This is a genomic window from Methylobacterium oryzihabitans (assembly GCF_004004555.2).
Lineage (GTDB): Bacteria > Pseudomonadota > Alphaproteobacteria > Rhizobiales > Beijerinckiaceae > Methylobacterium > Methylobacterium oryzihabitans.
In genome coordinates, this window is record NZ_SACP01000015.1 from 22,689 (window position 1) to 35,383 (window position 12,695).

Here is a 12,695-nt window from a genome sequence, read left to right on the forward strand (position 1 = left end):
CGAGTTCATCCGATCTTCCGCTCCGGCATTCGACGCCCAGTCATCGTTCCGGGCCGCGTCGTTGCGGGACGTGGCGACCGGGAAGGCTTGCCGGGAGCACGGACGGGGCCTAGTTCGGCATCCGTCGACCGGCCGCGCCGGATCGCCGCGCCGTCGCGGCTGCCTCGATCACCGGGTCCCCATGACCGCCACGCGCACCACCCGCCGGCCCTTCGTGATCGCCGCCGTGATGGCGTCGATGTTCATGGTCGCCATCGAGGCGACGATCGTCTCGACGGCGATGCCGCAGATCGTCGGCGACCTCGGCGGGCTGTCGCTCTACAGTTGGGTGTTCTCGGCCTTCCTGCTGACCCAGACCGCCGCCACGGTGGTGTTCGGCAAGCTCTCCGACGTCTACGGCCGCCGGAGGGTGCTGCTCGCCGGGATCGGCCTCTTCCTCGCCGGCTCGCTCCTGTGCGGCTTCGCCCGGACGATGCCGGAGATGATCGCGTTCCGGCTCTTCCAGGGGATCGGCGCCGGGGCGATCCAGCCGGTGGCGCTGACCATCGTCGGCGACCTCTACACCGCACGGGAGCGCGGGCGCATACAGGGCTTCCTCGCGAGCGTGTGGGCGGTCTCGGCGGTGATCGGCCCGATGGCCGGCGGCTTCATCATCCAGCACGCCTCCTGGGCGTGGATCTTCTGGATCAACCTGCCGATCGGCGTCGTGGCGGTGACGTTCTTCGTGCTGTTCCTGCACGAGGGCGTGGCGCGGGAGCGCCGCAGCATCGACGTGCCGGGCGCCGCCCTGTTCACCGCCGCCGTCGCCGCGATGATGGTCGGGCTGACCGAAATCGGGGAGGGGCGCTGGGGCGCGGCCAGCGCGGCGGCGGCGGTGTTCGCGGCCAGCGCCGCGCTGCTCGTCTGGCAGGAGCGCCGGGCGCCCGAGCCGATCCTGGCCTTCGGCCTGTGGGGCCGGCGCCCGATCGCGGCGGCGAATGCCAGCGGGCTGCTGGCCGGGATGGCGCTGATCGGGCTCACCACCTTCCTGCCGATGTACGTCCAGGGCGTGCTGCGGCAGAGCCCGATCGTCGCCGGCATGGCGCTGACCGTGATGGTGCTCGGCTGGCCGATCGGCGCGACGCTGGCGGCGCGCAGCATCGGCCGCTTCTCCCTGCGCCGGATCATGATCGCCGGCAGCCTGCTCCTGCCGACGGGCGCGGCGGTCCTGCTGACCCTCGGCCACGGCAGCCACCCGGCGGTGGCGGGCGCCGGCTCGCTGGTCATGGGGTTCGGGATGGGGCTGCTCAGCACCGCCGCCCTGGTTCTGATCCAGGAGATCGTGCCGTGGTCGCAGCGCGGCAGTGCCACCGCCTCGAACGTGTTCGCGCGCAACCTCGGCAGCACCCTCGGCGCCACGGTGTTCGGGGCGGTGCTCAACCACGGCCTCGCCGGCCGGGGTGCGCCCGCCAGTTCCGAGGACCTGCAACGGGTGCTGGCCCCCGGCGCGCTGCCGCCCGACCTCGCGGGGGTGCAGGCGCTGCTGGACGGCGCCCTGCACCAGACCTTCTGGGCGGTGTTCGTCATCGCGCTGCTGGCGGTGGTCGCGGCGGTGCTGACGCCCCACGTCGCCCTCGGCCGGGCGGCCGAGGCGCCGGCGGAATGACGGATCAGGCCGCGAACAGGTCCGGATGGCGCGCCCGCAGGGCGAGCACCAGGGTCAGCGTCTTGAGGTCGGTGAGGCCGCCGGTGTCGGCCAGGGCCGCGAGGTCGGCGAACGTCATCTCCACCACCCGGATGTTCTCGTGCTCGCCCTCCGCGCCGCCGCCCGGCCCCTCGCGGTCGCCGGCGCCGTAGGGAGCCAGGAACAGGTGGATGCGCTCGGTCGAGACGCCGGCGCAGGAATAGGCGGCGCCGACCGGTTCGAGGGCGTGCAGGCGGATCCCGGTCTCCTCCAGCACCTCGCGCCGGGCGTTGTCCGCGGGGTCGCCCCCGTCGATGAGCCCGGCCGGGGCTTCGAGCTGCGACGGCGCCCCGGAGGCGAGCAGCACCGGCACGCGGAGTTCGCGCACCAGGGCCGCCACCCGCCGCACCGGATCGTAGGGCAGCACGCCGACCGAATCGCCGTGGTCCTCGACCGCGCGCTCGACCTCGGCCCCGTCGGCGAGCCGCACGGTCGCGAGGCTGAACCGGTTCCAGCCCTCGTGCACGGTGCGCAGCTTCAGGATCTCGGCTGTCATGACGGTCTCCGGGGAGCGTTGGCCCGGAGAGATAGCGCGGGCCTCAGCCTTTCCAGTTGCGCAGGGCCGCGAACGGGCTGTTCTCGGCGGCGGTCTGGGGCGGGTTCAGCACCGGCTCGACCTGCGCCACCGCGTCGGCCAGCGAGAAGGCCGAGCCGCTCGGCAGCTTGCCGCCGGCGGCGTCCTGGTGCCCGCCGCCGCGAAACAGCCGCGCCCCGGCGAGCGCCGTGCCGTCGACCGAGCGGAACGACATCGTGCCGGCCCGCTGCACGTTGACGACGCGCCTGGCCCGTCCGCCGGCCATGACGAGGTCGGAGACGCGCTGGAACGTGCCGGCATCGAGGGCGAAGGACAGCAGCGTGCCGTCGGCGAGGGGGCGGAACAGCACGTCGGAGCGGGCGAGCGCCCGGGCCATGCGCATCCGCGTCGTCAGCGCCGGGTCGTCGCCGGGCTCGTCGCGCATCAGGTCGTCGACGATCGCCCGGCGGATCGCCGGCACCCTCTGTTCGAGGTCGGCCGGGGTCGCGCCCCCGCGCAGGGCCCGGCTGGCGTCGAGCAGCAGGCGGGCCACGAACGGGTCGTGGGCCGGGTGCCCGACCGGCACCAGGGTCGAGACGTTGTCCCAGAACATCTCGTCGAGGGCGAGCCCGCTCGAGAAGCGCGGGTCGTCCTTGCGCCACAGGTCGAGGGCGTCCACCGCCTCGACCATGACGGCGAGGTCGGCGGCGCGGTCGGGATCGGCCTCGCGGGTCGCGAACAGGGCGCGGTGCGCGTGGGTCATCCAGGTCGCGCTGCGGCCCTCGTCGAGCAGCACGACGACCGCGGGATCGCCGAGATCGAGGCGGCTGAGGCCGGGATGGTCGGGCTCGGGCTTCGGCTCCAGGCCCTGCCGGCGGAGCTGGTCGGTCGAGGAGGCATGGTGGTCGAGCACGATCAGCCGGTGGGCGGCGGCGGGCTCGCGGCGCCGGTTCATCGCGACGAACCGGCGCAGGAAAGCGATGGTCGGCTCCTCGAGGGCGAGGTCGGTGACGAGCAGGGTCTCGCCCGCCGCCGCCCGGCCGAGCCGCTTCAGCTCGTCGTCGACGACCGGCCCGACATCGGAGTAGCGCGGGACGTGGACGATGCAGGCCGGGTCGGCATGGGCCGCCACGACGGTCGCGGCGCCGTAGCCGTCGAGGTCGTGGTGTGTGATCTGGGTCAGGCGCAAGGGGAGTCTCGGGAGAACGGAACGTCGGACGATCGGAAGGCCGCCAGCATAGACGCCGCCGCGGCATCCGGCGAGGGCGCCGGCCCGGAGGGGGCGTCCGTCAGGGCAATCGGGTTTCACCCGATCGTCGATCCGGCGGGTGCGGTGCGCTCTGCGCCCGAAGAGCGCCCCGCGCAGCGGGTCCGGGAGGACGACTGTCCTCTCGGACGCAGAGCGGAGCGAAAGCCAAAGTCACGGCGACACGTCGTGTCGCGCGTGACTGCCGGCGCCTGAGGCCAAGCAACAAACCCAGGGCAATCGGGTTCACCCGATTGCCCTGGAGCGTCCGTCGCGCGGCCGGTGACCTCGCGCGCGAAACCTGCGTAGGATCGACCCGTCGCCGCCCGGCGAAAGCCGCGTCTCTGGAGTCTCCCCCCGTGCCCGCCCCGATCCGGCCGCGCCACCTGCGGCGCCCGAGCCTCCGGCGGCTGCGCCTCGCCAGCGGCCTCGTGCTGTTCGGCTACGTCCTGACCCACCTCGTCAACCACGCCCTCGGCAACCTGTCGCTCGACGCGATGGAGACGGGGCTCGACGCGGCCGCCGCGATCTGGCTCAACCCCATCGGCCTCGCGCTCCTGTACGGGGCGCTGGCGCTGCATCTCGGGCTCGGTCTGGTCGCGCTCTACGAGCGCCGGTTCTTCCGGCCGCGGCCGGTCGAGGTCGCCCAGCTCGCCCTCGGCCTCGCGGTGCCGCCGCTGCTCGTCGGGCACCTCGTCGCCACCCGCATCGCCGCCCTCGCCGAGGGTCTCGGCAAGGGCTACGAGGAGGTGCTGTACCTGCTCTTCGTCGCCTCGCCGGGGGACGGCCTGCGGCAGGCGCTGGCCCTGGTCACGATCTGGCTGCACGGCTGCCTCGGGCTGTACCTGTGGCTGCGGGTGCGCCGCGGCTTCGCGGCCGCGGCGCCGTGGCTGCTCACCGCCGCGGTGCTGGTGCCGGTGCTCGCGCTGCTCGGCTTCGTCCAGGGCGGCCGGGCCGTGGCGGCGCTGGCGCTGGATCCGGCCTGGCACGAGCGGACGACGACGCCGGGCCGTCTCGGGACGCCGGATCAGCTCGACCGCCTTGCCGCGCTACGCGACGGGCTGCTCGTCGCCTACGCGGTCCTCGTCGCCGCGGTCGTCGCGGCCCGCGGCCAGCGGACGTGGCGGGAGACGCGGCACGGCACGATCCGGCTCACCTATCCCGACGGGCGGGTGGCGCGGGTGCCGCGGGGCGTGAGCGTGCTGGAGGCGAGCCGGCGCCACAACATCCCGCACGCGGCGATCTGCGGCGGCCGCGGCCGCTGCTCGACCTGCCGGGTGCGCGTCGCGGCGAGCGGAGGCGGGCGGGTCCTGCCGGCGCCGAGCCCGGAGGAGCGGGCGGTCCTCGACCGCATCGGCGCCGATCCGGGGATCCGGCTCGCCTGCCAGCTCCATCCCCGGGCCGACATGGCGGTGGCGCCGCTGTTTCCGCCGCGGTCTCACCTGCCGTCGCGTCGCCCGTGGGAGCGGGCCCAGTCCGGCGAGGAGCGCTTCGTCGTCGCGATGTTCGTCGACCTGCGCGGCTCGACCCGGCTGGCCGAGGACCGGCTGCCCTACGACACGGTGTTCATCATCAACCGCTTCCTCGGAACGGTCGGCGACGCGGTGCGGGCGGCGGGCGGATCGGTCAACCAGCTGCTCGGGGACGGCATGCTGGCGCTGTTCGCGCTGGAGACCGACGCCCGCACCGGCGCCCGCGCGGCCCTGGAGGCGGTCGAGGGCATCGCCGCCCAGGTCGCCGGCCTCAACCGGCTCGTCGCGGCCGATCTCGGCCAGACCCTGCGCTACGGCATCGGTCTGCATGCCGGCACGGCGATCCTCGGCGAACTCGGCGACCACACCGATTCGCGCTACACCGCGCTCGGCGACACCGTGAACGTCGCGGCGCGCCTCCAGGGGCTGACCAAGCGGCTCGACTGCGTCGCGGTCGTGTCGGAGGCGGTCTACGCCGCCGCCGGCCTGCCGGTCCCGGCCTCCCGCGAGGTCGCGGTCGAGGGGCGGTCCGAGACGCTCCGCGTCAGCCTGATCGGCGAGCGGATCGGGGCCGTGCCGGTGGCGTGAGTCAACCGATCGGGTGGTCCCGGTCCTCGTTGCGGGCGATGATGAGATAGACCCGGATCGCCAGCATCGCGTAGGTCAGGCTCCAGCCGATCAGGCAGGCCAGCACCGCGCCGAAATCGTAGAACAGGTGGCTGAGCGGGAAAGCGAGGACGATGGCGAGGGCGCCGCCGGCGCACTGCATCAGGGCATAGCCACGGTAATGCCCGGCGGACAGGATTGCGGTTTCGAGCGGCAGCGACGAGGAGATGATGACGAACATCGCCCCCCACAGCCGCATCGTTCCCTCGAAGCCGGCATACTTGGCGCCGAACATCAGGCCGATCAGCGGGCCCGCGAAGGTTCCGATCAGCGTCGCCCCGACGAGGCCGACCGCGAGATAGAGAACGTACGTCCGGCGCAGATGGCGATGCCGCGCCACCCGGTCGTCGGCGTCGATGCGGCCGAACACGACCTTGTCGACGAGGTCGAGGCTGCGCACGACGATCTGCAACGGCTGCATCGGCGCCCGCACGGCGGTGTAGGCCGCGACGTTGATCGCCGGAGCGAAGAAGCTGAGGATGAAGAGAGGAACGTGCGAGAAGCCGGCCGACGCGACGGTGCCGAGCATGTTCCAACTCGCCGAGCCCGCCCGGACCGCGCTCGCGAGGAGGGCGCGCCCACCGGCCAGATCCGGGCGCGGGGCTCGCCGCACCGCGAGAGCGGTCCGCACGACGCCGAACAGCCAGAACAGCAGCATCACCCCGGTGAAGGGCGCGGCGTGCAGGGCGACGAGCCCGGCCGAGACCAGGGTCAGCGCCAGGAAGGTCAGCGAGGCGAGCAGCGCCTGCAACTGGTGCCCGGTGCGCAGCAGGAAGGTGCGCTCGAAATCCTGCGGCAGGAACGATGACAGCAGCGAGAAGGCGGCGACGGCCGAGGCGACGGCGAGGGGCGGGACCGGCAGCACGAGCGTCGCGCCCCAGGCGACCGCCGCGAGCGCGATCAGGCCGCCGACGATCAGGAGGTGCTGGCCGGCATAAGCCTTGCGGTCGGCCTCGAAGGCCGCGTCCGGCACCAGCGCCATCGGTACCACGAACGCGACCCGGTAGACCGATTGCAGCAGGATCACGACCGCGAAGCCGATGCCGTAGCCCGCGAACTCCACGGCGGTGAAGCCGCGGGCGAAGGCCATCAGGACGACGAAGTTTCCGAGGGAGAAGCTGACCTGATCGAGAAACGACAGCACGCGCGGATTGCGCAGGAGAGATCGGATCTGGCGCATCGACGGGTCCCTGTGCCGGTTCGACCTGCGGCCGGCAGGACGCGGGAGCGGTGCTCCGGGCCGTGGGTGTCCGAAAGTCGCGCCCGGTCCGCTACCCCGCGCGAGGCTCGACCGCAAGCGGGAACCGGCACCGGAACGGCGGAAGTATTTTGCACCGCACCCAGACATCCGGCATCCCGGCGCCTCACCGACGACGTCTTGCGCCGGACAGATTCCACCGTGTTGCTCCGCAGATTCCTGACGTTGAAATCCGGTATGCGCTGTGCTCTACAGCGGGGGTGCGCAGGCTCAGGGAGCCGTGTCAATTGGTCTTTGACCGACGGAGGACTTCGATGAAAATCGCAGTGTACGGCCTTGGTTACGTCGGCTTAACTGCCGCTGGATGTTTGACGAAGGAAGGACACTCGGTTCTCGGCGTCGACGTCAGCGAGCAGAAGGTCAGAGAAACCAACGAAGGCCGGTCTCCGATCGAGGAGCCGGGACTGGGCGATCTGCTCCTGGACGCCGTCCAGAAAGGCTTGTTGCGCTGCACAACCGATCCGAGGTCCGAGCTCAACAGCTGCGACATCGCGATCGTCTGCGTCGGGACGCCGAGCGGGCCGGACGGTTCGCACAACATGACCTTCATCGCCGAGGTCTCGCGCCAGATCGCGAGCGCGGTCGATCGCAACCGCGCCGTTCCCCTCACCGTCGTCTACCGCAGCACGATCCGCCCGGGCACGATCGACAACCTGATCGCCCCGATCTTCAAGGCGTCGCTCGGCGACGACCTCGGCGCGGTCGAACTGGTCTACAATCCGGAGTTCCTGCGCGAGGCCACCGCGATCTCGGACTACTTCCATCCGCCCAAGATCGTCATCGGCACGGCGGACGGCCAGCCGAACGCCCGCATGGAGGAGATGTACAAGGATCTCGACGCGCCGGTGTTCTACACCCAGTACGGCGAGGCCGAGTTCACCAAGTTCGTGGACAACACCTTCCACGCGGTGAAGGTCGCCTTCGCCAACGAGATCGGCCGGGTCTGCGTCCAGCTCGGGATCAGCGCCGCCAAGGTGCACGAGATCTTCGTCTCCGACACCAAGCTGAACATCTCGCCCTACTACCTGCGCCCGGGCGGCGCCTTCGGCGGCTCGTGCCTGCCCAAGGACGTGCGCGCGCTCCAGCACATCTCGTCGGATGTCGGCGGGCAGACCCACCTCATCGACTCGCTCATCCGCTCCAACGACTCGCACAAGCACTTCCTGTTCGAGTACGTGAAGCGCGACCTCGAGCCGGGCGCCTCGGTGCTGATGCTCGGCATCGCCTTCAAGTCGGGCAGCGACGACCTGCGCGAGAGCCCGAAGGTCGACCTCGCCCGCAAGCTGCTCCAGGCCGGCTACAAGCTGTCGATCTACGACCCGTTCATCACCGTGAACAAGCTCGTCGGCCAGAACCTCGGCTACAGCTTCTCGCAACTGCCCCAGTTGCAGCGGATCCTGGTGACGAGCGAGGCGGCCGAGAGCGGCCGCTACGACCTCGTGATCGATACCGACAACCTGATCAAGAAGCTCAACCTGTCGTCGACGAACGTCGTCAACGTCAGCCGGCTCGCCTGACCGGCCGAGATGCGTTCCGGGTTCCGGCCGGCCATGCCCCGGCCGGAACCCGGCAAGCCGAGTATGCGGACCGTGCCGCCGGTCGCGGCGCGCGGATCCGGGAGCGGTCCGTTCCGGACCTTCGCGATCGAGAGCGTACCCCATGACTGATGCGTCCGGCGGCCTCCAGGTGACCCAGCCGAAGCCGGCAGCCCCGCTGCCCGACGACGCCTTCGAGCACGCCGTGCCCAAGGGTGCCCTCGCCGGTCTCAAGGTGCTGATCATCGTCGAGAACCTGCCGCTCCCGTTCGACCGGCGCGTCTGGCAGGAAGCCCGCACCCTGCGGGCCGCCGGGGCCACGGTCTCGATCATCTGCCCGACCGGGAAGGGCTACGAGACCGCCTACGAGGAATTGCAGGGCATCCACATCCACCGGCACCCGCTGCCGCTCGATGCCGGCAACGCCATCGGCTACCTGCGGGAGTACTCGGCCGCCCTCTACGCCGAGACCAAGCTCGCCTGGAAGATCTATTTCGGCCGCGGCTTCGACGTCATCCACGCCTGCAACCCGCCGGATCTGATCTTCCTCGTCGCGCTGCCGTTCAAGCTGCTCGGCAAGAAGTTCATCTTCGACCACCACGACGTGAACCCGGAGCTCTACGAGGCCAAGTTCAACCGCCGCGGGTTCTTCTGGCGGCTGATGGTGCTGTTCGAGCGGCTCACCTTCATGGCGGCGAACGTGTCGATCGCCACCAACGAGAGCTACCGCCGCATCGCGATGACCCGCGGCAAGATGAAGGCCGACAAGGTCTTCGTGGTCCGCAGCGGACCCGACGTCGCGAAGATCAAGCCGGTACCGCCGGTCGAGGCGCTGAAGAAGGGCCGCCGGTTCCTTGTCGGCTATGTCGGCGTCATGGGCGACCAGGAGGGCATCGACCTCCTGCTCGAATCGGTCCGCCACATCGTGTTCACCGCCAAGCGCACCGACATCCAGTTCTGCCTCGTCGGCGGCGGACCGAGCCTCGACAAGCTGAAGGTGATGGCGCAGGAACTCGGCGTCACCGACTACGTTACCTTCCTCGGCCGGGTGCCCGACCGCGACCTCCTGGAGGCGCTCTCCACCGCCGATGTCTGCGTCAACCCCGACCGGGTCAACGCGATGAACGACCTCTCCACGATGAACAAGATCATGGAGTACATGGCGGTCGGCAAGCCGATCGTGCAGTTCGACGTCACCGAGGGCCGCCACTCGGCCCTCGAAGCCTCGCTCTACGCGGCCAAGAACGACCCGGTCGACTTCGCCGACAAGATCCTGGCGCTGCTGGCCGATCCCGACACGCGCGCCCGGATGGGCGAGTACGGCCGCGAGCGCGTCACCCGCGACCTGTCGTGGCAGAGCCAGATCCCGGCCCTCATCAAGGCCTACAAGGAGGCCGTTCCGGGCCGCTGAGGCGGACCGGCGGTCATACGGCATCCGCTTGATCGCTCGGCGATTCCTGCGGGATCCTGCCGGATCGCGTTCGCGATGCGAAAAATCGGCTTCGCTCAGGTGTGGGGAGCCGAAGGCTCCGCCGCGCGGGCTGGTGATACGATTTCCGGAACGAATCGTCCGGAAATCGTATCACTCGGCGGCGAACAGCCCCGGCGTCGCGGCGACCGGCGCCGCCTTCGGGTCGCCCGGTCCGGTCTCGCAGGACAGGGCCGGCAGCGCCACGATGCGGTTGCCGCGGAAATCGGTGCGGCACACCACCGTGCCGCGGGTCTCCAGATAGCCGAGCAGCCGCCGCGCCCGACCGGGCGAGCGCGAGCCGATGGCGCGGGCGAGGGCGTCGTCGGTCGGGCAGGGCGCGCCTTCGCGGGCGGCGCGGGCGAGGAGCAGAAAAAGCCCCTGGACCTCGTCGGGCAGGGCGGCGCAGGCGGCGAGCACGTCGTCGGCCGAGCGGGACTCGGGCCCCGCCTCGTCGATCCCGGCGCGCGCGATGGCGAGCCGGCGGCGGAAGGCGGCGAGGTTCGGCGGCTCGCCGCCGAGCCGGCGCATCCGGCAGCGCACGAGGAAGTCCTGGTACTGCACCGCGACCGGGTGGTGGGCGGCGTCCGGGTCGGCGGCGATCTCGCGCAGGATCGCCGCGAGGGCGGCCTCGCGCTCCTCGGCCGGCATCGCCGGCGCCTCCTCGGCCGCCGGTTCGGTCGGGCGGTACTGGGCGAGCTGGTGCAGCAGGTCGGTCGGGGAGGGCGGCCGCGGCGGTGCGGGACGCGGCGCCGGCATCCACGACGGCTCCTCCTCGCCGGGGGCGAGGATCAGGTCGCGCAACGCCTCGCCGCTCGCGGGCTCCGGCAGCGGCACCAGCTTCGGGCTGGTCGAGCGCGGCGAGGTCTCGACGGGGCCGATGCGCAGGGTCAGCGGCCGGCGCGACAGGGCCGGGCCGAGCGCCACGAACTGGCCGCGCTCCAGATCGCGAAAACTCTCCGCCTGCCGCCGCTCCAGGCCGAGCAGGTCGGCGGCCCGAGCCATGTCGATGTCGAGGAAGGTGCGGCCCATCAGGAAGTTCGACGCCTCCGCGGCGACGTTCTTGGCGAGCTTGGCGAGGCGCTGGGTGGCGATGACGCCGGCGAGCCCGCGCTTGCGGCCGCGGCACATCAGGTTGGTCATCGCGCCGAGGGACGCCTTGCGGGCCTCGTCCGAGACCTCGCCGGCCGCCGCCGGCGCGAAGAGCTGCGCCTCGTCGACCACGACGAGAACCGGGTACCAGTGGTCGCGCTCGGCATCGAACAGGCCGCCCAGGAAGGCGGCGGCGGCGCGCATCTGCGCCTCGGCGTCGAGGGCCTCCAGGGTCAGCACCACCGAGACCCGGTGGGCGCGCACCCGGGCGGCGATGCGGTGCAGGTCGGCCTCGCCGTGGGTGCCGTCGACGACGACGTGGCCGTAGCGGTCGGCCAGCGTGACGAAGTCGCCCTCGGGATCGATCACCACCTGCTGCACCTGCCCGGCGCTCTGCTCCAGCAGCCGTCGCAGGAGGTGCGACTTGCCCGAGCCGGAATTGCCCTGGACGAGGAGACGGGTCGCGAGCAGTTCCTCCAGGTCCAGCGCCGCCGGCACGTTGCCGGCCGCACTCCCCATCCCGACGCTGATCGTCATCGTGACTCCACGCGAACCCGAACCGCACAGCTAACACGGGGAGCAGGGGCGGCGATCCCGGCCGGGCGGGCGGGTCCACAGGAGTCTCGGGCCGGGCCCTGCCCGGAGCGGGTGCGGGGCTCTAACTCAGGGCTGCGCACCGCACCGCGCCGGTTGCGCTTCGAGCGACAGGAACCCGCCGATGATCGACGCCGCGACCCTCACCGTTCTCGTGACCGGAGCCACCTCCGGCTTCGGCGACGCGACCTGCCGCCGCTTCCACGCCGCCGGCGCCCGCGTCATCGCCACTGGCCGGCGGGCCGACCGGCTGGAGGCCCTGGCCCGCGACCTCGGCGAGCGCTGCCACACGGTGACGCTGGACGTCTCCGACCTCGACGCCGTCGCGGCGCTGCCCGATACCCTGCCGGCGGAGTTTCGCGAGATCGACGTCTGCGTCGCCAATGCCGGGCTCGCCCTCGGCCTGTCGCCGGCCCAGGAGGCGTCGATGGCCGACTGGAGCCGGATGATCGACACCAACGTCACCGGCCTCGTCGCGACGGTGCGGGCGGTGCTGCCCGGCATGGTCGCGCGCGACCGCGGCCACGTCGTGCTGGTCGGCTCGATCGCCGGCGACTACCCGTATCCGGGCGGCAACGTCTACGGCGCCACCAAGGCGTTCGTGAAGCAGTTCGCCCTCAACCTGCGGGCCGATCTCATCGGCGCCAACGTCCGGGTCACCAACATCGAGCCGGGTCTGGCCGAGACCGAGTTCTCGCTCGTGCGCTTCGCCGGCGACACCGCCAAGGCGGCGCAGCCCTATGCCGGCGTCACCTCGCTCACCTCCGAGGACATCGCCGAGACGATCTTCTGGAGCTGCACGCTGCCGGCGCACGTCAACATCAACCGGCTCCAGGTGATGCCGACGATGCAGACCTTCGGCCCGCTCGCGATCAAGCGGACCTGACGCGCATGAAAAAGGCGCCGGGTCCGACGGGATCCGGCGCCGTGGGCTGGCGAGACCGCCGGGCGGTCAGTTTTGCGGGCGACTGCCCTTGGCCTGGTCGAGGTAGGCCTGCGCCTGCCCCCGGGTGAGCCCGGACATCACGACCTGAGTGCCGCGATAGACCGTGTAGGTACCGTCCTGGGTGGGCGTGACGCGAAGGGCGGGCATCGGCGTTCCCGGCATGGGTGGCTGCAACGCCGAT

10 protein-coding genes are annotated in these 12,695 nt (G+C 71.7%); 5 read left to right on the forward strand and 5 right to left on the reverse strand.

All coding sequences use genetic code 11. The features are described from left to right. The first annotated feature begins 181 nt into the window (after positions 1-181). Positions 182-1,645: an MDR family MFS transporter gene (locus tag EOE48_RS15955; RefSeq protein ID WP_127730868.1), complete on the forward strand. Its 1,464-nt coding sequence runs from the start codon at positions 182-184 to the stop codon at positions 1,643-1,645. 4 nt (positions 1,646-1,649) lie between these two features. Here EOE48_RS15955 and EOE48_RS15960 read toward each other — a convergent pair whose 3' ends face one another. Both EOE48_RS15960 and EOE48_RS15965 read right to left on the reverse strand, forming a co-directional pair. Then, positions 1,650-2,219, reverse strand: coding sequence for an NUDIX domain-containing protein (locus tag EOE48_RS15960; protein WP_127730870.1), 570 nt, complete (start codon positions 2,217-2,219; stop codon positions 1,650-1,652). Positions 2,220-2,262: 43 nt separating this feature from the next. After that, entirely contained in the window at positions 2,263-3,426 is a 1,164-nt protein-coding gene (locus EOE48_RS15965) for a dimethylmenaquinone methyltransferase (protein WP_127730872.1), read from the reverse strand. 416 nt (positions 3,427-3,842) lie between these two features. On the opposite strand from EOE48_RS15965, the gene EOE48_RS15970 reads away from it, so the two are divergent. Beyond that, positions 3,843-5,543, forward strand: a complete 1,701-nt coding sequence (locus tag EOE48_RS15970) for an adenylate/guanylate cyclase domain-containing protein (protein ID WP_246154478.1) — start codon at positions 3,843-3,845, stop codon at positions 5,541-5,543. 1 nt (position 5,544) lies between these two features. Here EOE48_RS15970 and EOE48_RS15975 read toward each other — a convergent pair whose 3' ends face one another. Next, positions 5,545-6,801 carry a lipopolysaccharide biosynthesis protein gene (locus EOE48_RS15975; protein WP_127730874.1) on the reverse strand — a complete coding sequence of 419 codons (1,257 nt, stop codon included), beginning with the start codon at positions 6,799-6,801 and terminating at the stop codon, positions 5,545-5,547. A gap of 332 nt (positions 6,802-7,133) precedes the next feature. Between EOE48_RS15975 and EOE48_RS15980 the strand changes: the two genes are divergently transcribed. Further along, positions 7,134-8,396 carry a nucleotide sugar dehydrogenase gene (locus tag EOE48_RS15980; RefSeq protein WP_127730876.1) on the forward strand — a complete coding sequence of 421 codons (1,263 nt, stop codon included), beginning with the start codon at positions 7,134-7,136 and terminating at the stop codon, positions 8,394-8,396. Positions 8,397-8,538: 142 nt separating this feature from the next. Further along, positions 8,539-9,825 carry a glycosyltransferase family 4 protein gene (locus EOE48_RS15985; RefSeq protein WP_127730877.1) on the forward strand — a complete coding sequence of 429 codons (1,287 nt, stop codon included), beginning with the start codon at positions 8,539-8,541 and terminating at the stop codon, positions 9,823-9,825. A 171-nt stretch (positions 9,826-9,996) separates the two neighbouring features. Here EOE48_RS15985 and EOE48_RS15990 read toward each other — a convergent pair whose 3' ends face one another. Further along, positions 9,997-11,511 (reverse strand): helicase HerA domain-containing protein, encoded by a 1,515-nt coding sequence (locus tag EOE48_RS15990; RefSeq protein WP_127730879.1) that lies wholly within the window; start codon positions 11,509-11,511, stop codon positions 9,997-9,999. 181 nt (positions 11,512-11,692) lie between these two features. Between EOE48_RS15990 and EOE48_RS15995 the strand changes: the two genes are divergently transcribed. After that, positions 11,693-12,454 carry an SDR family NAD(P)-dependent oxidoreductase gene (locus tag EOE48_RS15995; protein WP_127730881.1) on the forward strand — a complete coding sequence of 254 codons (762 nt, stop codon included), beginning with the start codon at positions 11,693-11,695 and terminating at the stop codon, positions 12,452-12,454. 66 nt (positions 12,455-12,520) lie between these two features. Here the strand turns inward: EOE48_RS15995 and EOE48_RS29230 are convergent, their stop codons facing one another. Continuing rightward, positions 12,521-12,661 (reverse strand): hypothetical protein, encoded by a 141-nt coding sequence (locus EOE48_RS29230; protein WP_187371435.1) that lies wholly within the window; start codon positions 12,659-12,661, stop codon positions 12,521-12,523. Positions 12,662-12,695: the final 34 nt, after the last annotated feature.